Raw genomic sequence first — 21,997 nt, 5'->3', positions numbered from 1 at the left:
TTCGCGTGCGCGGTTGCATCGCGGCTGAAGCCGCTCCTACATCAAGAATGCGGTCATGACGAAATCGAGTGCGAGCACGGTAATCGAGGAGAACACGACCGTGCGCGTGGTCGCGTAGGCGACGCCCTCGCTGGTCGGTGCGGTGGTGTAGCCGTTGAATGTCGCGATCAGCGTGCATACCGCGCCGAATGCGACCGCCTTCCAGACGCCATTGATCACGTCGGTGTGCACATCGACCGCGGCCGTCATGTTCGACCAGAAAGTGCCGTTGTCGAGCCCGAGCCAGCTCACGCAGACGACGTGCGCGCCGAGGATCGCCAGCGCGTTGAACACGCACACGAGCAGGGGCACGGCGACGATGCCGGCGAGGAAGCGCGGCGCGACCACGTAGGCGAGCGGGTCGACCGCCATCATCTCCATCGCGGCGAGCTGGTCGGTGGCGCGCATGAGGCCGATTTCCGCGGTGATCGACGTGCCGGCGCGTCCGGCGAACAGCAATGCGGTGACCACCGGCCCGAGTTCCCGATACAGCGCGAGCGCGACGACCGTGCCGCTCATCGCCGCGCTGCCGAAGCGCGACAGCACGTCGTAGAGCTGCAGGCCGAGCACGGCGCCGACAAACAGGCCGCAGGTCATGATGATGACGAGGCTCATCGCGCCGACGAACCAGACCTGGCGCACCGTCTCGCCGAAATGGCGCACGCTGCGCGGCAGCGTTCCGAGTACCTGCAGCAGGAACAGCCCGCACGCGCCGACCTGTGCGAGCGCGTCGGCGGCCATCGACCGCTTGCGCACGGAACTCATGCGGCACCGCCGGCAGGGAAACCGAGATCGAGCGCGAGATCGCGCGCGGGATACTGGAACGGCACCGGGCCATCCGCTTCGCCGCCGAAGAACTGCCGCGTCCACGGCGACTCGCCGCGCGTGAGTTCCGCCGGCGTGCCGCGCGCGACGACCCGGCCGCCGGCGATGAGGTAGACGAGGTCGGCCGCGCGCGCGACCGCGGCGAACTCGTGCGCGACGAGGATGCTCGTGATGCCGAGCGTGTCGTTGAGCGTGCGGATCAGCTTGAGCACCTGGTTCAGCGCGATCGGATCGAGGCCGACTAACGGCTCGTCTTAAAGGATCAGCATCGGGTCGCGCACGATCGCCCGCGCGAGCGCGACGCGGCGCGCCATGCCGCCCGACAATTCGCTCGGCATGAGCCCGGCCGCACCGCGCAGGCCGACCGCCTGCAGCTTGGTCAGGACGATGTTGCGCACGAGTTCCTCGGGAAGCCTGAGGTGCTGGCGCAGCGGGAACGCGACGTTCTCGAACACGCTGAAGTCGGTCAGCAGCGCCGAGTTCTGGAACAGGTAGCCGATCTTCTCGCGCAGTTCGAACAGCTGCGGGCGCGTCAGGCGCGGCACGTCCTCGCCGTCGACACGGATCGTGCCCGCATCGGGCGCGAGCTGGCCGGTGATGTGGCGCAGCAAGGTCGTCTTGCCGGTGCCGCTCGGGCCCATGATCGCGGTGATGCGGCCCCGCGGGATGTCCAGTTCGAGCCCGTCGAAGATCGTCTTGCCGGACAGCACCGTACGCAGGCCGCGCACCTCGACGAGGGCGGCACCGGCAGCGCTGGCGGATGGGATGTTCACGTGGGGGAACCCGGTTCGACGGCGCGGCGATGCCGCGCGGCGCGCTACCTTAGCCGAAGAAGCCCTCGCCGCGCAGCCGGCCGCGGCGCGCGTTCAATCGGCCTTCAGCAGGTCCGCGATGAGCGCCGCGTGGCGCACCGCCTGCGCTTCACGGCGCAGGCGCTGGCAGGCGACGATCGCGCGCAGGTCGGCCAGTGCGTCGGCGAACTGGTCGTTGACGACGATGTAGTCGAAGTCGCCGGCGTGGGCAACCTCGTCGCGCGACTCGGCGAGCCGCCGCGCGATGGTCGGCGCATCGTCGGACGCGCGATTGCGCAGGCGCCGCTCGAGTTCCGCGCGCGACGGCGGCAGGATGAAGACGCTGACGCACCCCGGCATCGCCGCGCGCACCTGGCGCGCGCCCTGCCAGTCGATCTCCAGCAACACGTCGCGCCCCTGTGCGAGCAACGGCTCGACCGCCGCGCGCGAGGTGCCGTAACCATTGCCGAACACTTCCGCGTGCTCGAGGAACAGGCCGTCGGCGACCATCCGCTCGAACACGCCGCGATTGACGAAGTGGTAGTGCTCGCCGTCGCGATCGTTCGGTCGCGGCGGCCGGGTCGTGTGTGAAATCGACAGCGCGATGCCCGGCTCGCGCTCGAGCAGCGCGTTGACGAGGCTCGACTTGCCCGCACCCGACGGCGCCGCGACGATGTAGAGGCAGCCGCTCATTCGAGGTTCTGCACCTGCTCGCGCATCTGCTCGATCAACACCTTGAGCTCGACCGCGGCATTGGTGGTGCGCGGGTCGGCGGCCTTGGAGCCGAGCGTGTTCGCCTCGCGGTTGAACTCCTGCATGAGGAAGTCGAGTCGCCGTCCGACCGCTTCCTTGAGGCCGAACACGCGACGCGCCTCGGCGACGTGCGCGGTGAGCCGGTCGAGTTCCTCGTCGACGTCGATGCGCTGCATCTGCAGCACGACTTCCTGTTCGATGCGACCGGGGTCGAGCGGCAGCTTGAGTTCCGCGAGGCGCGTGTCGAAGCGCGTGCGCAGTGCGTTGCGCACGTCGGGCATGTGAGCGCGCACGTCGGCGACGATGCGCTCGATCGCGTCGAGGCGCTCGCGCAGGAAACCGCCGAGGCGCTCGCCTTCGCGCCCGCGCGCGGCGACCATCTCGTCGAGCGCCGTGTCGAGCAGGCGCAACGCCGCTTGGCGCAGCGATTCCTGGTCGGCGCCGCGGTCGAGCAGCACGCCGGGCCAGCCGAGCAGCGAGGCGAAGTCGACGTGCAGCTGCGGGAATTTCGCGGCGAGCATCTGCGCGGTGTCGGCCAGGCGCGTGACCAGCGCCTCGTCGACCGCGATCTCGGCGGCGCTCGCCGCCGCGGGCTTCCAGCGCAGGCCGAGGTCGACCTTGCCGCGCGCGAGCCTGGCGGCGACGCGCTCGCGCACCGCGGGCTCCAGCGCGCGCAGCTCTTCGGGCAGGCGCAGGCCGAGTTCGAGATAGCGGTGGTTGACCGAGCGCAGCTCGATCGCCAGCGAGCCCTGGCCGGTGTCGGCTTCGGCGCTGGCAAAGGCGGTCATGCTACGCAGCATCGGCGGAACCCGCAGGACGAAAGGGGCGCAATGGTAAACTCCACGGCCCAATTGCCAAAGCGCCCCCGCATGACGGCTCCCGCCCCCACGTCCACGCGCCCGTCCGGCCGCGCCCCCGACCAGTTGCGCCGGGTGGTCATCGAGCGGCACTACACGCGCCATGCCGAGGGCTCGGTACTGGTCGCGTTCGGCGATACGCGCGTGCTGTGCACGGCGAGCATCGAGGAAAAGGCGCCGCCTTTCCTGCGCGGCAAGGGCGAGGGCTGGGTCACGGCCGAGTACGGCATGCTGCCGCGCGCGACCGGCCAGCGTACGCAGCGCGAGGCCGCCCGCGGCGGCCAGGGCGGCCGCACGATGGAGATCCAGCGGCTGATCGGCCGCAGCCTGCGCGCGTGCATCGACCGCCACGCGCTCGGCGAACGCACGATCACGCTCGATTGCGACGTGTTGCAGGCCGACGGCGGCACGCGCACGGCGGCGATCACCGGCGCCTACGTCGCGCTCGCCGACGCGATCGGCTGGCTCAAGGCGCGCCACCTGCTCAAGCGCGACCCGCTGTTCGGCGCGGTCGCCGCAGTGTCGGTCGGCATCGTCGGCGGCACGCCCGTGCTCGACCTCGACTACGCCGAGGACTCCGCCTGCGACACCGACATGAACGTCGTCATGAACGACGGCGGCGGCTTCATCGAACTGCAGGGCACCGCCGAGGGCCACGCGTTCCGCCGCGAGGAACTCGATGCGCTGCTCGCGCTCGCCGCCAAGGGCATCGCGGAGCTGTGCGCGCTGCAGCGCGAGGCGCTGGCGCGCGCATGAGCCGGCGCGTCGCGCAGGTCGCACTCCTCGTGCGCGACTACGACGAGGCGATCGCGTGGTACGCCGACGCGCTCGGCTTCGTCCTGCTGGAGGACACCGATCTCGGCGGCGGCAAGCGCTGGGTGCGCATCGCGCCCTTCGACGATGCCGCGTTCGCGCTGCTGCTCGCGAAGGCCGCGGACGAGCGCCAGCTCGCCGCCGTCGGCAACCAGCACGGCGGCCGCGTCGGCTGGTTCCTGCACACCGACGATTTCGCGCGCGACCATGCGCGCCTCACCGCCGCGGGCGCGCGCTTCGACGGACGGCCTCGCCACGAGGGGTACGGCACCGTCATCGTGTTCACCGACCTCTACGGCAACCGCTGGGACCTGATCGGGCCCCGCACAGGCACCGCCTGAGTCACGCCACGAGGAAGGCTTCCTGGCCCGTCATCCGGGCGCAGGACCGGTATCGGGCGTCCTTGAACCATTCACCACGGACAACCACCCCGCAAGCGCATGAAACCAGCACTCCCGAAGCTCGTCCTCGCCAGCGGCAACCGCGGCAAGCTCGCCGAGATGCGCGAAATCCTCGCCGATCTCGGCACCGAACTCGTCGCGCAGCCTGAACTGCGCATCGAAGACATCCCGGAAACCGGCAGCACCTTCGTCGAGAACGCGCTGCTCAAGGCGCGCCACGCCGCGCGCATGTCCGGCCTGCCCGCGCTCGGCGACGATTCGGGCCTGTGCGTGGATGCGCTCGATGGCGCGCCCGGCCTCTACTCCGCGCGGTACGCCGGCGCGCACGGCGACGCCGCGGCGAACATCGCAAAGCTGCTCGATGCCTTGAGCGACGTCCCCGACGACGCGCGCGGCGCATGTTTCCATTGCACGATCGTGCTGCTGCGCTCGGCCGACGACCCGGCGCCGCTGATCGCCGAAGGCCGCTGGCACGGCCGCATCCTGCACGCACCACGCGGCGGCGGCGGCTTCGGCTACGATCCGGTGTTCTTCGATCCCACGCAGGGCGCCGCAGCGGCCGAGCTCGATCCGGCGACGAAAAATCGCGTCAGCCACCGCGGCCTCGCGCTCGCGCGCCTGCGCGAACTGCTGCGCGGCTGAACGCCGCCGAAGCCTACAATGCGCGCATGCCGCTGATCGCGCCGCCGCTGTCGTTGTATGTGCACATTCCGTGGTGCGTGCGCAAATGCCCGTATTGCGATTTCAATTCGCATGCGCAAAGCGGCGCGTTGCCGGTCGACGAGTACGTGCGCGCGCTGCTCGCCGACCTCGACCGCGACCTCGCCGCCTTCGGCCCCGCGGTCACCGGGCGTCCGCTGCACAGCGTGTTCTTCGGTGGCGGCACGCCGAGCCTGTTCTCGCCGGAGGCGATCGCGCACGTGCTCGACGGCGTCGCCGCGCGGCTCGAACTGCCGCGGGACGCCGAAGTCACCCTCGAGACCAATCCCGGCACGGTCGAGCATGGTCGTTTCGACGGCTATCTCGCCGCCGGGGTCAACCGCCTCAGCCTCGGCGTGCAGAGCTTCGACGACGACAAGCTGCGCCGGCTCGGCCGCATCCACTCCGCCGGCGATGCCGAGCGCGCGGTGAAACGGGCGCAGGACGCGGGCTACGCGAACATCAACCTCGACCTCATGTACGCATTGCCCGAACAGACGCTCGACGGCGCGCTCGACGACGTCGAACGCGCGCTCGCGCTGCGGCCGACGCACATCTCGCACTACCAGCTCACGCTCGAGCCGAACACGCTGTTCGCGGCGAAGCCGCCGCCGCTGCCCGACGAGGACGGCGCATGGGACATGCAGGAAGCGTGTCAGGTCGCGCTCGCCGACGCGGGTTACGTGCAGTACGAGGTCTCCGCCTACGCGCGCGAAGGCCGGTGCGCGGCGCACAACCTCAACTACTGGCGCTTCGGCGACTACCTCGGCATCGGAGCCGGCGCGCACGGCAAGGTCAGCGACGCCGCGCACGCGCGCGTCGTGCGCACGGCCAAGCTGAAGCTGCCGCGCAGCTACCTCGACCGCGCGGCGCGACGCGAAGCGTTCGGCACGCAGGCCGACGTCGCCGCGATCGACCTGCCGTTCGAGTTCATGATGAACGCGCTGCGCCTCGAGGAAGGCGTCGACGCGGCGCTGTTCGGCGAACGCACCGGGCTCGCGCCCGCCTCGATCGCGGTACCGCTCGCGCAGGCACGCCGGCGCGGCTGGATGGTCGAAGACCCTGCGCGCCTCGCTGCGACCGCGCTCGGTCGCCGCTACCTCAACGACGTGATCGGCGCGTTCCTGCCCGAACCGACGGCGTAGGGTGGCCCGCGCGGCGTACCGCCGCGCCACGATGCACGATCGACTACCGACACCGGGAACCCGCCATGCTCGAACCCATCGTCATCCACTGCCCCTACTGCGGCGAAACCTTCGAGACGCGGGCCGACACCTCGGCCGGTTCGCAGCGCTACGTCGAGGACTGCGCGGTCTGCTGCCGGCCGATCGAGATTTCGCTCGAGGTCGGCGACGACGGCGAGCTGCTCCATGTCGGCACCGCGACCGATCGCGATTGAAGCGGCCGCGGGGCGCGACTACACTGCGCGCCGCCTCAGGTGCCCCGCCCGCTCGTTGAGCACGGGGTGAAACGGGAAGCCGGTGTGAAGCCGGCGCTGCCCCCGCAACGGTAAGCGAGCCACGTTCCGGTCTCATGCCACTGTCGCGTCGCGACGGGAAGGCGACCGGAGCCGACGCGTCGGATTCGACGCGCCACTCGCGAGCCCGGAGACCGGCCCGGGGTTTGCGCCTCCGCGCGGAGCGGAGGCGCCTGGCTCCAGGCGTTGCGGCGGGCAACGGACGGGCATGGACGTCTGGACGTCCGTGCGTCCGCCTCGCACGACCCTGGTCACGCGGGTGTGCGAAGGAGATCACGATGTTCCGCCTTTCCCTTGTTTCTGTCGCGGTGTCCGCCGCGCTGTGCGCGAGCGCGCACGCGGACGACGCCCAATTGCAGCCGACCGTCCAGGTGACCGCCTCGCGCGTCGCCGAAACCGTCGACGAGACCCTCGCCGACGTCAGCATCGTCACGCGCCGGGACATCGACGCGAGCGGCGCGCGTGACGTCTACGACCTGCTGCGCCTCGAGGCCGGGGTCGAGCTGTACCGCACCGGCGGCGCCGGCCAGCAGACCTCGCTGTTCCTGCGCGGCAGCAATTCCAACCAGGTGCTCGTGCTCATCGACGGCGTGCGCGCGGCGGCCGCGACGACCGGCGCATTTGCGTTCGAACAACTGCCGCTGGACGCGATCGAGCGCATCGAGATCGTGCGCGGCCCGCGCGCGAGTTACTGGGGCTCCGACGCTCTCGGCGGCGTGATCCAGATCTTCACGCGCAAGCTCGACGGGCCGCGCGTCACGCTGTCCTACGGCAGCTACCGCGATGCCGACGCCAGCGCGGGCATCGGCCACTGGGCCGGCGCGAACGGCTACAGCGTGCAGGTCGGCACGCGCCACGTCGGCGGCTTCTCGGCCACCAACCCCGGCATCTGCAACGGCCCCGACGATCCGTACTGCAGCTACGACCCCGACGACGACGGCTACCGCAACAACAACCTCGTGCTGCGCGGCGCGCACGAGTTCGGCAGCCAGCTGCTGTCGGCGTCGCTGTACCGCAGCCGGGGCCAGTCGCAGTTCGACCAGGGCTACACCGACATCATCGAGCAGACCGAAGGCGTGAACCTCTCCGGTGAGTTGGCCTCCGGCTGGCACCACACGCTCGCACTCGGCCATACGCGCGAGGATCTCGCCACGCCAGCCTACGGCACCGCGTATCGCACGCGGCGCTCGACCCTGCTCTGGCAGAACGAGTTCCGCCTCGACGAAACGCAGCGCCTCGTTGCCGGCGTCGACTTCGTCCACGACGAAGGCGAGACGCGCGACACCTTCGCCGGAACCGCCCGCTACGACGAAAGCCGCAACAACAGCGCGCTGTTCGGCGGCTGGCGCGCGACCTTCGGCGCGTTCGACGCGGAACTGTCGGCGCGCCACGACCACAACAGCGACTTCGGCGGCTCGAACACCGGCTCGCTCGCGCTCGGCTGGCGCGCGAGCGACGCGTGGCGCGCCTATGCGAGCTTCGGCCAGGGTTTCCGCAGCCCGACCATGAACGACCTCTACGATCCCGGCTACGGCGGCTACTTCGCCGGCAATCCGGACCTCGACCCCGAACGCTCGCGCAGCACCGAGCTCGGCCTCGAGTTCACGCCCGCGGCGAACCAGCGCCTCAAGGCGAACCTGTATTCCAACCGCGTCGATGATCTCATCAGCTTCACCGGCCCGCAGAACCAGGCGATCAACATCGCGCACGCGAAGATCGACGGCGCCGAACTCGCCTGGGACGCGAGCTTCGGCGACTGGTCCGCACGCGCGACCTACACGTGGGAAGACGCGCGCGATGGCGACACCAACGCGCGGCTGCTGCGCCGCGCGCGCAACAAGGCCTCGGCCATCGTCGAACGCGCGTTCGGCACGCGTTTCAGCGTCGGTGCGGAGGTGCAGTACGCGAGCCGCCGCGAGGACATCGCCGAGGTCCAGCTGCCTGCCTACACGCTGCTCAACCTGCGCGCGCGCTATGCGCTCGACGATGCGTGGACGCTCGGCGCCCGCGCCGAGAACGTGACCGATCGCCGTTACGAACTCGTGCACGGCTACAACATTGCGGGCCGCTCCGGCTGGATCGAGGTGACCTGGCAACCGCCCGTGCGCTGAACCCGCGCCCCTGTTCGCGCGCACGCACGACGTGCAAGAATGCCCGCGATGCCGGCGCCGCAGCGCCGGCGACCGGGGGAGCCGACCCGCGTCGGCTCGACGCGCGAGGCGCGGCGCAGGCGATGGGGACGTTCGGCGGATGACGAGCGGCGGGCGAGCGCCAGGCAACAAGGTCGGCACGGGCGAGCGGCTGCCCGTCCTCGGGCGGCGTTCGGACCTGCCACCGCGCGTACGCAACCTGCTCGAAGGATTGCAGCAGCATGCGGCGGGCTGGTTCCAGCCGGCGCTCGCGCGCACGATGACCGAAATCGACGGCAGCCTGTTCCGCATGGCGGAGCGCTCCGGCAACAGCGCCGAGCAGCAACGTCGCTTCGAGGCCCTGCGCGCGTTCAAGCAGGGCGGCACGAGCGTCCAGCAACGCTTCCACGATCATCTCGAAGCCGATCTCGCGCGCACGCGCGAGCCGGCGCCGACCCCCGCCGCTGCGGCCGCGTGGGCCCCTGCCTCGCTCGAACTCGTCGATGCCGCCGTGCTCGAGGAAGACCTCGGCCTGCGCGAGATCGCCGGCAAGGCCGATATCCGCAACGGCCAGGCGCTGCATGCCTACACGCATCGCTTCGCGGTCATCGCCGGCAGCCCGGTTCCATCGATCGAAGAGGTGCCCCTCGGGCCGACACGCATCACCGAGGCGTTCCGTCACGCCGTGCGCGACCTCGACCTCGACCTCGAGCATCGCCTGTTCGCCTACCGCCAGTTCGACCGTGCCGTGATGGCGACGCTGGCGCCGTTTTACGATCGCATCAATACCTGGCTCGGCAGCCAGCGCGTGCTGCCGAACCTGCAGCACCCGACCTTCCGCCGACCCGATGTCGCGCCACCGGCCGACGATGCGGCGCCCCCGGCCGATGGCAGTCGCGCGGAGGAAACGGCAGCGCCGGCACCGGCGGCGGAGCAACCGGACAGCGAACTGTTCGGCACGCTGCGCGACCTGCTCGGCGCGAAACGGCGCGCCGAAGGCACCGCCGGGGCGGCATCGGCGTCCTGCACGCCGGCGAGCCGCGACGACCTGCAGAGCGTGCTCGCGACCCTGCAGCGCGCGCCGAGCACGCCCGCGCAGCAGGCGCGCTACGACAGCGAGCATTTCAAGAACACGTTGCTGGTGAAGCTGCGCCGGGCGAGCCCTGAGGGGCGTCCGCTCGGCCTCGGCGACGAGGATCTCGACACCGTCGACCTCGTCGGCATGCTGTTCGACTACGTCGTGCGAAACGTGCGCGAAGGCAGCGGCGCGCGCTCGCTGCTCACGCGGCTGCACGTGCCGGTGCTGCGCGTCGCGCTCGGCGACAAAAGCTTCTTCACGCGCCGCGACCATCCCGCGCGCGAACTGCTCAACACCATCGCGGAAACCGGTACGCACTGGTTCGACGAGTCCGACGCCGACCCCGACCTCTCGCGCAAGATGCAGATGGTCGTCGATCACGTCAGCGCGAATTTCGACGGCGACGTCGGCGTGTTCGACCACCTGCTCGGCGACCTCAGCAAGCACATGCAGTTGCTGGCGCGGCGCGCGGAAGTGGTCGAGCGGCGCAACATCGACGCCGCGCGGGGTCGCGATCGCCTCGAGATCGCGCGCGAAGCGGCGCGCGCCGCGGTGATCCGCATCCTCCAGGCGACCATCCCCGCGCCACGCGTGCGCTCGCTGCTCGAGCAGGCGTGGACGGACGCGCTCGCCCTGAGCGCACTGCGCGAGGGCCCCGAAGGCAGCGAGTTCAAGCGACGCGTCGAAATCGCCGAGAACATCGCCCGGCGCGGCGTGGCGCCACTCGCCGACACGCCGGACGACGAGGCGGTCCGGCAGGAACTGGAAGGCGGCCTGCGCCAGGTCGGGCTGCACGGCGACGACGTGCGCGGCCTCGTCGACAATTTGTTCACGCGCGCCCCGACGCCCGCGGCGACGGCGCAGTTGCAGCGCATCGACGAGGCGCTCAAGGACAAGCCGCGCCTCGGTGGCGAGGCCGCGCCGATCACGCCGCCGCGGGCGGCGCCTGCGCCGCTGACGCCCGCGGAAACCGAGATGCTGCAACAACTCAAGCGCACGCCGTTCGGCACCTGGTTCGAGTTCGTGCGCAACCAGCAGGGCGACACGGTGCGACGCAAGCTCGCCTGGTTCTCGCCGGTGACGGGGCACTGCCTGTTCGTCAACCAGCGTGGTGCGCGCGTCGACGATCACACGCTCGAGCAGGTCGCGCGCGACATGGCGCGCGGCCAGATCCGCCCGGTCGTGATGGAACAGGGTTCGCTGATCGATCGCGCGTGGAAGGCAATCGTCGGCCTGCTGCGCGCGCCCGGCGAAGCGGCGCAGGCCGGCGCGGGAGCACGTCCATGAACGAGAAGCGCAGGCTGCCGCGCAAGCGGCCCGACGTCGCCCTGCACGTTACCGATGCGATGACCGGCGAGGTGGTCGGCCACCTCGGCAACCTGTCGCTCGAAGGCATGCTGCTGCTCGCGCAGCGGCCGATCGCCGACGACGCGCTCTACCAGTTTTCGTTCCACCTGCCCGACGCCCACGGGCGCCTGCATCCGATCGAAGTGGGCGTGCACGAGCAGTGGAGCGCGCCCGGGACGATGCGCGGCCAGAGCTGGGTCGGCTTCCGTTTCATCGACGTCGCGCCCGACGACGCGGGCGTGCTGCGCGAATGGCTGATGCACGCGCAGGATTTCATCGAGTGATGCGTGCGCCGCGCCGGACGCGTGGGCGCCGCCGGGTCAGAGCGCGACGACGCGCTCCGGATGGGCCGCGTAGGCGCGCAGGAAGAACTCGACCGTCGCGCGGATGTGCGTCTCGATGTCCTGTTCGGTGAACGGCCCCGGGCAGCCGCACATGAGGCGTGCATGCAGTTCGCCCTTGAGCAGTGCGAAGAACTGCGACGCCGCGCGCGGGATGTCGCCGATGACGAGCTGGCCGGCTTCGACCTCGTGGCGCAGGAACTGCTGGAACCCCGATTGCACCCGCTGCGGGCCGGCTTCCCAGAACATCTGCACGAGCTTGTCCGACATCGCGGTGCCGGAATTGAGCAGGCGGTGCAGCGAAATCGATTCCGGCGCCGTGACCAGCGCGAAGAACGCACGCGCGATCGCCTCGAGCTGGCGCCGCACCGGGCCCTCGACGTCGATCTCGAACAGGGTCGCCGGCATCTGCTCCTCGCACCGCGCGCGGATCGCGGCGAAGAAGAGCGTCTCCTTGTCGGTGAAATGACTGTAGACCGTCAGCTTCGACACGCCAGCTTCGGCCGCGATCGCGTCCATGCTCGTGCCTTCGAAACCGGTCGAGGGGAACAACCGCTTCGCAGCGCAGAGGATCGCCGCACGTTTCTCGAGGTCTTTGGGACGGCCGGGGCCGCACGTCTTGGCGATGGCTGCGTTCATGTCGACGAATACCAGCTGGACTACCGAGTACAGATTCGATACTATACCCGCAAGTTTATGAATGGTGGCGATCGCCTCGGTTTTCCAGTCCGGAAACGCCCTCGTCGATCCCGCCGCTCCGCTCCCCGCCGGATTATGCCGCCTGACGCCTGTCAGGCGTAGGCCATGACGGGTCGGACATGCTTGTTTTCGTTCGTTTTGAAAGTCTCTCGCCGCACCGTCCGGGTCTCTCTCCCTCCCCCGCGACCGGACGGTGCGGTCGGGAGCTCTTGTGGCGGCGCGGTTCGCCCACATGACGGGGCGGGGTTTTCGTCGTCCGGCAGCGATTCCATGGCATGCGTCTTGCTGAGGTGCGACGCCATGCAACCTTTTCCTTCGTCAGTGCATCAGAAGGCCGCGACGAGCCGTGGCCGAACGATCGGAGTACAGCGATGAACTCTGCAGGATCGACGGTCGCCGGCGCGAACGCTGCGGCACATGAAGCCAGTCTTGCCTTGCGCATCGCGCAGCGCGCGTTCGCACCGCTGCTCGAATGCGACATGCGGCTCACGACGTTCCGGTTCGCGCAGATGCGCAGCGCTGCGCGACGCGTGCTGTCCGCGTTGTCCGCGGACGACCGCGGCCGTCTCGCGCGCTGGCTGGCGCTGCTGTGCGCGGCCGCCGCGATGGATGCGCGCGAGGTCGCCGAATTGCGTCTCGCACGCATCGACGCCGCGCTCGCGGCGAGCGTCGCGGCGGCGCAGGCGGCATGGGGCGAACGCCTGGTCGCGCCCCAGGGCGCCGTCGCCGCCTGAAGGCCGTGGTTCCGGTGACTTCCGGCACTTCGGTCCACGGCGGGGGATCGCCAACGATGGATTTGCCGCCGCAGCGGCGAGTGCCTATGCTCTTGACCCTTTTTTCTTGCAACGGCAGGACGCGATGTTGACCACCACAGAGCAGGCCCGGCAGAACATGGTCGAGAACCAGGTGCGAACCTGGGAGGTGCTCGACGCGCGCGTCCTCGACGTACTGCGCGACGTCCGACGCGAAGATTTCGTGCCGGCGCGCCATCGCAATCTCGCCTTCGCCGACATCGCGCTGCCGATCGGCCACGACGAAGTCATGCTCAAGCCCGTGGTCGAAGGCCGCCTGCTGCAGGCGCTCGCGCTGCAGCCCGGCGAAAAGGTGCTCGAGGTCGGGACGGGCACGGGTTTCCTGACCGCATGCATCGCGCGGCTCGCCGGCAGCGTCGTCAGCGTGGAGCTGCATGCGGATTTCGCGGAAGCTGCGCGCGCGAAGCTCGCCGCGGCGCAGGTGCGCAATGCCAAGGTCGAAACCGCCGATGCGCTGCGCGACTTCGACGTGCACGAGCCGTTCGATGCGGTCGTCCTCGGCGGCGCCGTCTGGTCGCTGCCCGAGCGCGCGCGCGACTGGGGCCGGCACGGTGGGCGCCTGCTCGCGATCGTCGGCGAATCGCCGGCGCAGCAGGCCACCCTTTACACGCGCTCCGCCGATTCACGCTGGAGCAGCAACAGCCTGTTCGAAACCGACGTCCCGTACCTGCGCAATGCCGAACCGCCGCGGCGCTTCACGCTGTGATCGGCCTGGAAGAACAACACTCCCGAGGATGAACCGATGATCCGCTTTCGTTCCCTGCCGCTGGCCTTGGCGCTGAGCTTCACCGCCGGCGCTGCGCACGCCGACGACCTGCTGCAGGTCTACCAGGAAGCCCGCGCCTCCGATCCGACGCTCGCCGGCGCCGAGGCGACCAAGCTCGCGACCGACGAGTACGTCGACCAGGCACGCGCGCTGCTACTGCCGCAGATCGGCGTGAACCTCGACTTCACGCGTTCGCGCGGCGGCGAGAACGGCACGACGCTCGTGCCCAACCCCGCCAACCCGAACGACCCGAACGACCTCGTGCCGGTCGACGGCGTGACCACGACGAGCTACACGCGCTCGACCAGCGCGACGCTGACGCAGAGCATCCTCGACATCAGCAAGTGGACCGCGCTGAAGGCAAGCCATTACACCGCCGACGCCGGCGCCGCGACCTACGACGCTGCACAGCAGCAGCTGCTCATCAACGTCGCACGCGCCTACTTCGACGTGCTCAGCGCGGTCGACACGCTGAAGTTCTCCGACGCCAACGAGAAGGCGCTCGCGCGCCAGCTCGAGCAGGCGCAGCAGCGCTTCGAAGTCGGCCTCGCCGCGATCACCGACGTCAACGACGCCAAGGCGCAGCACGACCAGGCCGTCGCGAGCGTGATCAGCAACCAGAATGCAGTCGACACCGCACGCGAAGCGGTGCGCCAGCTCACCAACAAGGAGCCGGGCGAATTCAAGCGCCTGCGCGAGGCGCTGCCGCTCGACCATCCCACGCCCGACGACCCGTCCGCATGGGTCGAGGTCGCGCTCAAGAACAACCCGGCGTTGAAGTCGTCCGCGCTGCAGGTCGACGCCGCCAATGCGAACATCAACACCGCGCGTGCAGGCCACCTGCCGACGATCACCGGCAGCCTCAGCTACGGCCGCTCGCCGAGCTGGTCCGATTCGCACTACGGCGGCCTCGGCAGCGTGCACGACTTCGCCGGCGATCCGCGCTGGGGCAACACCGTGCAGCTGCAGCTCAACGTACCGATCTTCAGCGGCGGCGCGACCCAGTCGCGCGTGCGCCAGGCGATCTACAACCGCGACTTCGCGCAGGACCAGTACGAGTTCAACCGCCGGCAGGTCGAAGCCGCGACGCGCAACGACTACCGCTCGGTCATCGCCGGCGCGAGCGAGGTCGAGGCGACCAAGGCCGCCGTCGTGTCCGCGCAGAGTTCGGTCGAGGCGACCCAGGCCGGCTACGAAGTCGGCACGCGCACGATCGTCGACGTGCTGATCAGCCAGCAGACGCTGCTGCAGGCGCAGAGCGCCTATTCGACCGCGCGCCACAACTTCGTGATCAACGGCCTGCTGCTGAAGCAGGCGGCGGGCGTGATCGAAGTGAAGGACCTCGAGGCGATCAACGCGCTGCTCGAATGATGTCGCCCGCGGCACGCGCGAGCCGCGTGCCGCCTACCGCGCGCGCCGGCCGCGGGCCGGTTCGCGCGTTACCTCGTGTGCCAACACCCTTTCGACGATCGCCATCGTGCGGTCGACCGCGCCGCGTTCGCGCTCCATCACGGCGCGCGCCGCTTCGCCCATGCTGCGCCGCTCGACGTCGCGCGCGAGCAGGCGCACGACCGCCGGGCCCAGTTCGTCGCCTTCGCCGATGCGCAGCACCGCGCCGGCGGCGATGAGGTCTTCGGTGACTTCGGCGAAATTGAACGTCTGCGGGCCGACCACGACCGGCCGCGCGAGCGCCGCGGGTTCGAGCAGGTTGTGGCCGCCGACCGGCACGAGGCTGCCACCGACGAACGCGACGTCGGCCGCCGCGTAGAACTCGATCAGCTCGCCCATCGAGTCGACGACGAAGCACTGGCAGGCGGGGTCGGCACCGCCGTCCTCGCTGCGCGTGGCGGTGTGGAAGCCGAACGCGCGGCACGCGGTGGCGACCGGCTTGAAGCGCTCCGGGTGGCGCGGCGCGAGCAGCAACAGCGCGTCGGGAAAGCGGCGCAGCACTTCCGCATGCGCCTTCAGCACAATCATCTCCTCGCCTTCGTGCGTGCTCGCCGCGATCCACACCGGCCGTGCGCCGCCCGCGGTGACGCGGAACGCCGCGCCGCGCTCGCGCACGCCCGCCGGTACCGCGAGATCGAACTTGAGGTTGCCGACGGTCGCGAGGCGCGATGGGTCGGCGCCGAGCCGGCTCAGGCGCTCGTAGTCGGACGCGGACTGCGCCGCGACGAAGCTCGCGCAACGGATCGCGCGCCGCGCGAGCGGCTGGATCGGCCAGTACCCGCGCAGGGACTTCTCCGACAGGCGCGCGTTCGCGATCACGATCGAGATGTCGCGTTCGGCACAGGTCATGAACAGGTTTGGCCAGATCTCCGTTTCCATGATCACCGCGAGGCGCGGGCGCACGCGATCGAGGAAGCGCTTCACCGCCGTGGTGAGGTCGTACGGCAGGTAGACGTGGAACACGCGGTCGCCGAACAGGCGCAACACGCGGTCCGAACCGGTCGGCGTCACCGTCGTGATGACGAACTGCGAATCGCTGTAGCGGCGCATGAGCGCCTCGATCAGCGGGATCGCCGCATTCACCTCGCCGAGCGACACCGCGTGGATCCAGATGCTGTCGCTGATGCCGGGGTCGGGGAAGAAGCCGAAGCGCTCGCGCCAGCGCGCGAAATAGCCGTGGTACTTGATGCCACGCGCGGCCAACCGGTACACGACGAACGGCGTGAGCAGGTAGAGCGTGAGGGTGTAGATGAAGCGCTGGAACACGGGCGCGTGGCGTTTGGAGGTGGGGCAGTATAGCGATGCGAGGGCTGAGGGCTGCGGGTCCGGAGGCTGAAATGATCGAGGTACGAGGTGCGACGGCTGAGGGCTCGGATGCTCGCGGGACGCGACGCTTTCGCCTTGCAGCCACCAGCCACCAGCCACCAGCCCTCAAGCATAATTCCCGGATGCCACAGTCCCCGCCGCGCTTCCGCCCTGCCCTGCTCTCTCCGCGACACTGGCCTGCCTGGATCGGACTCGGCCTGATCCGCCTCGTCGCGCTGCTGCCGCACGGACTGTTGCTGCGTATCGGCCGCGTGCTCGGCGGGCTCACGGCGCGCGTGCTCGGCGAGCGTCGCCGCGTCGCCGCGCGCAACATCGAGTTGTGCTTCCCCGAACTCGACCCCGCCGCGCGCGCGCGCCTGGTGCGGGAGAACCTGCGTGACTCCGGCACCCTGCTGGTCGAGTTCGCGCTCGCCTGGATGGGTTCGCGCCGCGCGATCGAACGCATCCCCGTCGAATTCGAAGGCCTCCATCACCTCGAGCAGGCGCGCGCCAGGGGCCATGGCATCCTGCTCGTCGGCGCGCACTTCTCGCACCTGGAGTTGTGCGCGCGCCTCGTCTCGCAGCGCATCGCGATCGCGGGCATGTATCGCGAGCACGCCGACGCCGCGTTCGAGTGGGCGATCAAGCGCGCGCGACTGCGCTATGCCGATGCGATGTTCGAGAAGAACGAATTGCGCCAGACCGTGCGCTACCTCAAGGGTGGCGGCACCGTCTGGTACGCGCCGGACCAGGACATGCGCGGCAAGGACGCCGTGTTCGCGCCGTTCTTCGGCGTGCCGGCCGCGACGATCACCGCGACGCATCACCTGGCCCGGCTGTCGGGCGCGAAGGTGATCCCGTTCTTCCATCGCCGCACGGCCGCAGGCGGCTACGCGATCCGCCTCGAGGCGGCGCTCGACGCATTCCCCGGCGATGACGTCGTCGCCGACACCACGCGCGTGAATGCCTGCATCGAACGCATGGTGCGCGAGGCCCCGGAGCAGTACCTCTGGCTGCACAAGCGCTTCAAGACACGGCCGCCCGGGGACGCGCCGCTGTACGATCGATAGCGCGCCGCACGCCATCCTCGCAAGGCCGCTTTCATGCCAGTATGCGCGGGCGTGCGCAGGGGCGCGCAAGCCTGGGGCACGTGCGGCCCGGCTCGCAGCATCGGCCTGACTGGGGAGGGAGGCATGGGTTTCCTGATCGTCGTGGCCGCCTGCATCGGCGGCCTGTTCGTCGGCGGCGTCTTCGGCAACAACGTCGGTTTCGGTTTCTTCGGCGGACTCGCGATCGGCCTCGCGTTCGCCCGGCTGCGCGCCTTGGCCGAGCGCGTCGACGCACTCGACAGGCAGCTCGATGCCTTGCAGCGCATGCCGGCTGCACTGCGCCCGGATGCGCCACCGCGCGCCGAATCCATCAACGCAGCAGCGTCCGTTCGAGCACCTTCGCCGGTACCGACCGCGAGCGCGCCCGTCGCGCCCGTCGTCGATCCGCTGCCCGCGCCGCCGCCGATCGCGCCGGCCCCCGCTGCGCGGCCGACAGCGCCGGCGCCCGCACCGCACGTCGCGACGCGCCCGCCGCGCAGCAGCGGACCCGACCCGCTGCAACGCTTCGCGAGCGGGCTCAAGCGCTGGTTCAGCGAGGGCAACGTGCCGGTCAAGGTCGGCATGCTCGTGCTGTTCGCCGGCGTCGCCGCGCTGCTCAAGTACGCGGCCGACGAAGGCTGGCTGAGCCTGCCGATCGAGCTGCGCCTCGCCGGCGTCGCGCTCGCCGCGATCGCAGCGCTCGCATTCGGCTGGCGCGAACGCGCGCGCCGGCCCTCGTTCGGCCTCGCCCTCCAGGGCGGCGCAATCGGCGTGCTGCTGCTCACCGTGTTCGCCGCGTTCCGCTTCTATCACCTGATCCCCGCGGGCGCCGCGTTCGCGCTGATGCTCGTGCTGGTCGCCGGCGCGGGCGTGCTCGCCGTGCTGCAGGATGCGCTCGCGCTCGCCGTGCTCGGCCTCCTCGCCGGCTTCGCCGCACCGATCCTCATTTCCACCGGCAGCGGCGACCATGTCGTGCTGTTCTCGTACTACGCGCTGCTCAACCTCGCGATCTTCGCGATCGCGTGGGCGCGCGCATGGCGCGTGCTGAACCTGCTCGGCTTCTTCTCCACCTATGCGATCGGCACCGCATGGGGCGTGCTGCGCTACGAGCACGCGCTGTTCGGCAGCACCGAGCCGTTCCTGCTCGTGTTCTTCGCGATCTACCTCGCGATCCCGGTCCTCGACGGCCTGCGGCGGGAGCCCGCGGCGCGCGGCGTCATCGACGGCACGCTCGTGTTCGGCAACCCGCTCGTCGCGTTCGCGTTGCAGGCGGCGCTGCTTGACGGAGAACGCATGCCGCTCGCCTGGTCGGCGCTCGGGCTCGCGCTCGTGTACGCGGTGCTCGCGGCGACGCTGATCAAGCGCCGGCGCGTGCTCGGCGAGTCCTTCGCGGTGCTCGCGGTCGGCTTCGCCACGCTCGCGGTCCCGCTCGCGCTCAGCGCACGCAGCACGGCTTCGACGTTCGCCCTCGAGGGTGCCGCGCTGGTATGGCTCGGGCTGCGCGAACAGCGCCGCCTGCCGCGCTTGGGCGGCCTCGCCCTGCAGGCGCTCGCGGCGTTCGCGTTCGCCTTCGCGCTCGCCGACGGCGCGGCCGCGGGCGAGACGACCGCGATCGCGAACGGCACCTGCATCAGCGCGTTGCTGATCGCGCTCGCCGCATTCACGAGCGCATGGCTCTACCATCGCCGCGAAGACGCGCGCCGCGAACTGGCCGTGCTGCTCTACCTCTGGGGCCTCGCCTGGTGGCTCGGCGCGGGCTTGCGCGAGATCGATCGCTTCGTCGTCGCAACGCGGCGTCCGGCCGCGGTGCTCGTGCTGCTCGCCGTCACCGCCGCCGGCGCGGCGCTCGCGACGCGGCGCACGCGCGCGTTCGCGCCCGCGCTCACGACCGCGCTCGCACTCGCCGCCGGCGTTCTCGTCGCGCTCGCGTTCGGCGACGCGAACCTGCGCCCGTTCGCCGGCTGGGGCCTGGCCGCGTTCGCGACTTATGCGATCGCGGGCGTGTTCGCGCTCGTGTCGCTCGGAGAGCGTCGCGACCTCACGCCCGCCCTTGCGCAGATCGGCTGGCTCTGGACCTGGACCTGCGCCGCGACCGTCGCACTGAGCCTGCTGGCGCTCGACCTGCAGCTCGGCGCCGGCTGGCGCATCGCGCTCACCGCTGCGCCCGTGCTCGCGGCGTGGGCGCTCGCCCTGCTGCGCCCGGCCTGGATCGCCGCACCGCTCGCGCAGCGCTTCGCCGAATGGCGCGCGGCGCTGTTGCTGCTGCAGGCGATCGCCGCGACGTGCATCCTGTTCGCGCTGTTCCGGCAAGCCGGCGACAGCGCATCGCTGCCGTACCTGCCGGTTTTCAATCCCGTCGAACTGGTGCAGCTTGGCGTACTGCTGCTCGGCGCGCGCTGGCTGGCCGATGCGGACTCGCCGCGCGATCTCGCCGCGCGCCGCGCGCCGCTGCTCGCCGCGGGCGGCTTCCTGTTCGTGACCGCGGCGACCCTGCGTGCGACGCACCAGCTCGGCGGCATTCCGTGGGACGAACACCTGTGGTCGTCGAACCTCGCCCAGACCGCGCTCACCGTCGTCTGGAGTGCACTCGGCGTGCTCGGCTGGGTGCTCGGCTCGCGCCGCGGCCAGCGCGCGCTGTGGCTCGCCGGTGCGCTGCTCATGGGCGTCGTGCTGGCCAAGCTGCTGCTGGTCGACCGCACGCACCTCGGCAACCTGTTCGGCATCGCTTCGTTCATCGCCTACGGCCTCCTCTGCACCGTGATCGGTTACTTCGCGCCGGCGCCGCCGCGGGCGGCGACCGAAGGAGCATCGACATGAAACGCGTGCTCGCCGCATCGCTTGCGCTCGGCTGCGCATGCGCCTCCGCAGCGGACCTGCGCGACTACGCATACGCGTTCACGATCGAAACGCCGGCCGGGGTCGAGAGCAGCGCCTGGCGCGTCGACCTCGATCCGTCGGTCTATGCATGGCTGCGCGATCCGGCGCTGCGCGACGTCGCGATCTTCAACGCCGAAGGCGAACCCGTGCCGTGCGCGCGCGTCGCCGCCGAGACGCTCGCCTCGGTACACGAGCGCACCGAGTCGCTGCCGCTGCTCGCGCTGCCGGCCGGCAGCGCCGCCACGGGCGGCGACCTGCGCCTGCTGATCGAACGCGACGCGCACGGCCGCCTGCGCCGTCTCGATGCCGGTGACGGTGCGACGACGAAGAGCAGCGAGCGCGCGTGGGTCGTCGATGCGAGCGACGTGGACGGCGCGATGGAGCGCCTCATCCTCGCCTGGGACACGCCGGCGAGCGGCGTCGTCGCACGCTTCGACGTCGCGGCGGGCGACGACCTCGAACACTGGCGGCACGTCGGCGACGGCAGCGTGCTGTCGCTGCGCGAAGGCGACGCGCACCTCGACCGCAACGACATCGCGCTGCCCGGCGTGCGCGCGAAGTACCTGCGCCTGAACCGCCTCGACGACGGCGACGCACTGGTCGGCCTCGCCGCATCGGCGCGGGTCGTGCAGCACACCGCCGCGACGCCGGTGCGCCGCTGGATCGACGCGCATCCGGACGGACGCGCCGCCGATGCCGACGGCACGGCCGCGGCGAGCTTCGCCTACACGCTGCCCGCGGCGCTGCCGGTCGAGCAGGCGCGCATCGAACTGGCCAGCGACAACGCACTCGCGGCCCTCGCGCTGTCGGGGCGCGACGGGAGTGCATGGACCGAACTCGCGCGCTTGACCGCATTCCGCGTGCGATCGGGCGACGACGCCTTGCGCAATGGCGACGTCGATCTCGCCGGCGCACGCCGCTACGGCGCATTCCGCCTCGACGCTCGCACGCCGCTCGCCACCCCGCCACGCCTCGCGTTCGCATTCCGCCCCGACCGCTTCGTTTTCCTCGCCGAGGGCGCCGGGCCATATCGCCTCGCCGTCGGCAGCGCGACCGCGCGCCGCCCCGACTATCCGCTCGACGCCGCACTCGCCAGCCTGCGAGAGAGCCACGGCAGGGACTGGCAGCCGCCGCAGGCGACGATCGGCGCAGGCCACGCGAGCGGCGGCGACGCTGCCCTGCAGCCACCACCGGCACCGAGACCATGGCGGCAGTGGCTGCTCTGGACCGTGCTCGCGCTCGGCGCGGCGCTCGTCGGTGGATTCGCAGTGAGCCTGCTGCGCGAACGCAAGCCATAGCCCCGATGGTCCTGCACGGGCGTTCCGCGTAGGATGCGTGCCGCGCTCGCCGCAACGGCGCGCGCGATCGCCCGGGGGGACATCCGCACGACGACACGGGCCGCGACGCGGCCGCGTTGCGCGCGCTCGCGACCTCGGCGCCCCCGCTCTCTC

General features: G+C 70.8%; 19 protein-coding genes, 1 pseudogene and 1 riboswitch. Of the genes and pseudogenes, 14 read left to right on the top strand and 6 right to left on the bottom strand.

Features of this window, described 5'->3' with window-relative positions; all coding sequences use genetic code 11:
* Nucleotides 1-36 precede the first annotated feature (36 nt).
* The 4 genes and pseudogenes from mlaE to ACTHK2_RS05455 form a co-directional block, all read right to left on the bottom strand.
* Nucleotides 37-804 carry a lipid asymmetry maintenance ABC transporter permease subunit MlaE gene (mlaE, locus tag ACTHK2_RS05470; protein WP_440244688.1) on the bottom strand — a complete coding sequence of 256 codons (768 nt, stop codon included), beginning with the start codon at nt 802-804 and terminating at the stop codon, nt 37-39.
* A pseudogene (locus ACTHK2_RS05465) lies at nt 801-1,637 on the bottom strand (ABC transporter ATP-binding protein). The gene mlaE and the pseudogene ACTHK2_RS05465 overlap by 4 nt, the downstream one beginning before the upstream one ends.
* 93 nt (nt 1,638-1,730) lie before the next feature.
* Nucleotides 1,731-2,348, bottom strand: coding sequence for a guanylate kinase (gmk, locus tag ACTHK2_RS05460; protein ID WP_440244687.1), 618 nt, complete (start codon nt 2,346-2,348; stop codon nt 1,731-1,733).
* The gene (locus tag ACTHK2_RS05455; protein ID WP_440244686.1) at nt 2,345-3,208 is read right to left on the bottom strand and encodes a YicC/YloC family endoribonuclease; all 864 of its coding nucleotides are present in this window, start codon (nt 3,206-3,208) and stop codon (nt 2,345-2,347) included. Before ACTHK2_RS05455 ends, gmk begins: the two co-directional genes overlap by 4 nt.
* A gap of 69 nt (nt 3,209-3,277) precedes the next feature.
* On the opposite strand from ACTHK2_RS05455, the gene rph reads away from it, so the two are divergent.
* The 8 genes from rph (at nt 3,278) to ACTHK2_RS05415 (ending at nt 11,493) form a co-directional block, all read left to right on the top strand.
* Nucleotides 3,278-4,021 carry a ribonuclease PH gene (rph, locus tag ACTHK2_RS05450; RefSeq protein ID WP_440244685.1) on the top strand — a complete coding sequence of 248 codons (744 nt, stop codon included), beginning with the start codon at nt 3,278-3,280 and terminating at the stop codon, nt 4,019-4,021.
* Complete coding sequence (locus tag ACTHK2_RS05445; protein ID WP_440244684.1) at nt 4,018-4,419, top strand: VOC family protein; 402 nt, start codon at nt 4,018-4,020, stop codon at nt 4,417-4,419. The genes rph and ACTHK2_RS05445 overlap by 4 nt, the downstream gene beginning before the upstream one ends.
* Before the next feature lie 99 nt (nt 4,420-4,518).
* A complete protein-coding gene (gene rdgB, locus ACTHK2_RS05440; protein WP_440244683.1) occupies nt 4,519-5,121 on the top strand; it encodes an RdgB/HAM1 family non-canonical purine NTP pyrophosphatase in 603 nt (200 codons plus the stop codon).
* Between the two features lie 26 nt (nt 5,122-5,147).
* Complete coding sequence (gene hemW, locus ACTHK2_RS05435; RefSeq protein WP_440244682.1) at nt 5,148-6,323, top strand: radical SAM family heme chaperone HemW; 1,176 nt, start codon at nt 5,148-5,150, stop codon at nt 6,321-6,323.
* Between the two features lie 65 nt (nt 6,324-6,388).
* Nucleotides 6,389-6,577, top strand: a complete 189-nt coding sequence (locus tag ACTHK2_RS05430; protein ID WP_440244681.1) for a CPXCG motif-containing cysteine-rich protein — start codon at nt 6,389-6,391, stop codon at nt 6,575-6,577.
* Nucleotides 6,578-6,597: 20 nt separating this feature from the next.
* Nucleotides 6,598-6,812, top strand: a riboswitch (cobalamin riboswitch).
* Between the two features lie 121 nt (nt 6,813-6,933).
* Nucleotides 6,934-8,766, top strand: a complete 1,833-nt coding sequence (locus ACTHK2_RS05425) for a TonB-dependent receptor domain-containing protein (protein ID WP_440244680.1) — start codon at nt 6,934-6,936, stop codon at nt 8,764-8,766.
* Nucleotides 8,767-8,905: 139 nt separating this feature from the next.
* Nucleotides 8,906-11,149: a DUF1631 family protein gene (locus ACTHK2_RS05420; RefSeq protein WP_440244679.1), complete on the top strand. Its 2,244-nt coding sequence runs from the start codon at nt 8,906-8,908 to the stop codon at nt 11,147-11,149.
* Complete coding sequence (locus ACTHK2_RS05415; protein WP_440244678.1) at nt 11,146-11,493, top strand: PilZ domain-containing protein; 348 nt, start codon at nt 11,146-11,148, stop codon at nt 11,491-11,493. The genes ACTHK2_RS05420 and ACTHK2_RS05415 overlap by 4 nt, the downstream gene beginning before the upstream one ends.
* Nucleotides 11,494-11,529: 36 nt before the next feature.
* Here ACTHK2_RS05415 and ACTHK2_RS05410 read toward each other — a convergent pair whose 3' ends face one another.
* On the bottom strand, nt 11,530-12,189 hold the full coding sequence (locus ACTHK2_RS05410; protein WP_440244677.1) for a TetR/AcrR family transcriptional regulator: 660 nt from the start codon (nt 12,187-12,189) through the stop codon (nt 11,530-11,532).
* A gap of 431 nt (nt 12,190-12,620) precedes the next feature.
* On the opposite strand from ACTHK2_RS05410, the gene ACTHK2_RS05405 reads away from it, so the two are divergent.
* The 3 genes from ACTHK2_RS05405 to ACTHK2_RS05395 all read left to right on the top strand — a co-directional run bounded on the left by ACTHK2_RS05405 (nt 12,621) and on the right by ACTHK2_RS05395 (nt 15,198).
* Nucleotides 12,621-12,983: a hypothetical protein gene (locus tag ACTHK2_RS05405; RefSeq protein ID WP_440244676.1), complete on the top strand. Its 363-nt coding sequence runs from the start codon at nt 12,621-12,623 to the stop codon at nt 12,981-12,983.
* A 124-nt stretch (nt 12,984-13,107) separates the two neighbouring features.
* Nucleotides 13,108-13,767 (top strand): protein-L-isoaspartate O-methyltransferase family protein, encoded by a 660-nt coding sequence (locus ACTHK2_RS05400; protein ID WP_440244675.1) that lies wholly within the window; start codon nt 13,108-13,110, stop codon nt 13,765-13,767.
* Between the two features lie 36 nt (nt 13,768-13,803).
* Nucleotides 13,804-15,198, top strand: coding sequence for a TolC family outer membrane protein (locus ACTHK2_RS05395; protein WP_440244674.1), 1,395 nt, complete (start codon nt 13,804-13,806; stop codon nt 15,196-15,198).
* Between the two features lie 33 nt (nt 15,199-15,231).
* Here the strand turns inward: ACTHK2_RS05395 and waaA are convergent, their stop codons facing one another.
* Nucleotides 15,232-16,542: a lipid IV(A) 3-deoxy-D-manno-octulosonic acid transferase gene (gene waaA / locus ACTHK2_RS05390; protein WP_440244673.1), complete on the bottom strand. Its 1,311-nt coding sequence runs from the start codon at nt 16,540-16,542 to the stop codon at nt 15,232-15,234.
* A 182-nt stretch (nt 16,543-16,724) separates the two neighbouring features.
* Here waaA and lpxL point away from each other — a divergent pair, with 182 nt between their 5' ends.
* The 3 genes from lpxL to ACTHK2_RS05375 all read left to right on the top strand — a co-directional run bounded on the left by lpxL (nt 16,725) and on the right by ACTHK2_RS05375 (nt 21,844).
* Nucleotides 16,725-17,651 carry an LpxL/LpxP family Kdo(2)-lipid IV(A) lauroyl/palmitoleoyl acyltransferase gene (gene lpxL / locus ACTHK2_RS05385; RefSeq protein WP_440244672.1) on the top strand — a complete coding sequence of 309 codons (927 nt, stop codon included), beginning with the start codon at nt 16,725-16,727 and terminating at the stop codon, nt 17,649-17,651.
* Between the two features lie 123 nt (nt 17,652-17,774).
* Nucleotides 17,775-20,486, top strand: coding sequence for a DUF2339 domain-containing protein (locus ACTHK2_RS05380; protein WP_440244671.1), 2,712 nt, complete (start codon nt 17,775-17,777; stop codon nt 20,484-20,486).
* On the top strand, nt 20,483-21,844 hold the full coding sequence (locus ACTHK2_RS05375; RefSeq protein ID WP_440244670.1) for a DUF3999 domain-containing protein: 1,362 nt from the start codon (nt 20,483-20,485) through the stop codon (nt 21,842-21,844). Before ACTHK2_RS05380 ends, ACTHK2_RS05375 begins: the two co-directional genes overlap by 4 nt.
* Nucleotides 21,845-21,997 lie beyond the last annotated feature (153 nt).

The sequence above is a fragment of the Dokdonella sp. genome, assembly GCF_051958935.1.
Taxonomy (GTDB): domain Bacteria; phylum Pseudomonadota; class Gammaproteobacteria; order Xanthomonadales; family Rhodanobacteraceae; genus Dokdonella_A.
This window is presented reverse-complemented; position numbering and strand designations above follow the sequence as displayed.

Excerpts from the sequence above, each read along its gene's own strand:
- mlaE (WP_440244688.1), bottom strand. The coding sequence starts at position 804 with ATGAGTTCCGTGCGCAAGCGGTCGATGGCCGCCGACGCGCTCGCACAG.
- gmk (WP_440244687.1), bottom strand. The coding sequence starts at position 2,348 with ATGAGCGGCTGCCTCTACATCGTCGCGGCGCCGTCGGGTGCGGGCAAG.
- ACTHK2_RS05455 (WP_440244686.1), bottom strand. The coding sequence starts at position 3,208 with ATGCTGCGTAGCATGACCGCCTTTGCCAGCGCCGAAGCCGACACCGGC.
- rph (WP_440244685.1), top strand. The coding sequence starts at position 3,278 with ATGACGGCTCCCGCCCCCACGTCCACGCGCCCGTCCGGCCGCGCCCCC.
- ACTHK2_RS05445 (WP_440244684.1), top strand. The coding sequence starts at position 4,018 with ATGAGCCGGCGCGTCGCGCAGGTCGCACTCCTCGTGCGCGACTACGAC.
- rdgB (WP_440244683.1), top strand. The coding sequence starts at position 4,519 with ATGAAACCAGCACTCCCGAAGCTCGTCCTCGCCAGCGGCAACCGCGGC.
- hemW (WP_440244682.1), top strand. The coding sequence starts at position 5,148 with ATGCCGCTGATCGCGCCGCCGCTGTCGTTGTATGTGCACATTCCGTGG.
- ACTHK2_RS05430 (WP_440244681.1), top strand. The coding sequence starts at position 6,389 with ATGCTCGAACCCATCGTCATCCACTGCCCCTACTGCGGCGAAACCTTC.
- ACTHK2_RS05425 (WP_440244680.1), top strand. The coding sequence starts at position 6,934 with ATGTTCCGCCTTTCCCTTGTTTCTGTCGCGGTGTCCGCCGCGCTGTGC.
- ACTHK2_RS05420 (WP_440244679.1), top strand. The coding sequence starts at position 8,906 with ATGACGAGCGGCGGGCGAGCGCCAGGCAACAAGGTCGGCACGGGCGAG.
- ACTHK2_RS05415 (WP_440244678.1), top strand. The coding sequence starts at position 11,146 with ATGAACGAGAAGCGCAGGCTGCCGCGCAAGCGGCCCGACGTCGCCCTG.
- ACTHK2_RS05410 (WP_440244677.1), bottom strand. The coding sequence starts at position 12,189 with ATGAACGCAGCCATCGCCAAGACGTGCGGCCCCGGCCGTCCCAAAGAC.
- ACTHK2_RS05405 (WP_440244676.1), top strand. The coding sequence starts at position 12,621 with ATGAACTCTGCAGGATCGACGGTCGCCGGCGCGAACGCTGCGGCACAT.
- ACTHK2_RS05400 (WP_440244675.1), top strand. The coding sequence starts at position 13,108 with ATGTTGACCACCACAGAGCAGGCCCGGCAGAACATGGTCGAGAACCAG.
- ACTHK2_RS05395 (WP_440244674.1), top strand. The coding sequence starts at position 13,804 with ATGATCCGCTTTCGTTCCCTGCCGCTGGCCTTGGCGCTGAGCTTCACC.
- lpxL (WP_440244672.1), top strand. The coding sequence starts at position 16,725 with ATGCCACAGTCCCCGCCGCGCTTCCGCCCTGCCCTGCTCTCTCCGCGA.
- ACTHK2_RS05380 (WP_440244671.1), top strand. The coding sequence starts at position 17,775 with ATGGGTTTCCTGATCGTCGTGGCCGCCTGCATCGGCGGCCTGTTCGTC.
- ACTHK2_RS05375 (WP_440244670.1), top strand. The coding sequence starts at position 20,483 with ATGAAACGCGTGCTCGCCGCATCGCTTGCGCTCGGCTGCGCATGCGCC.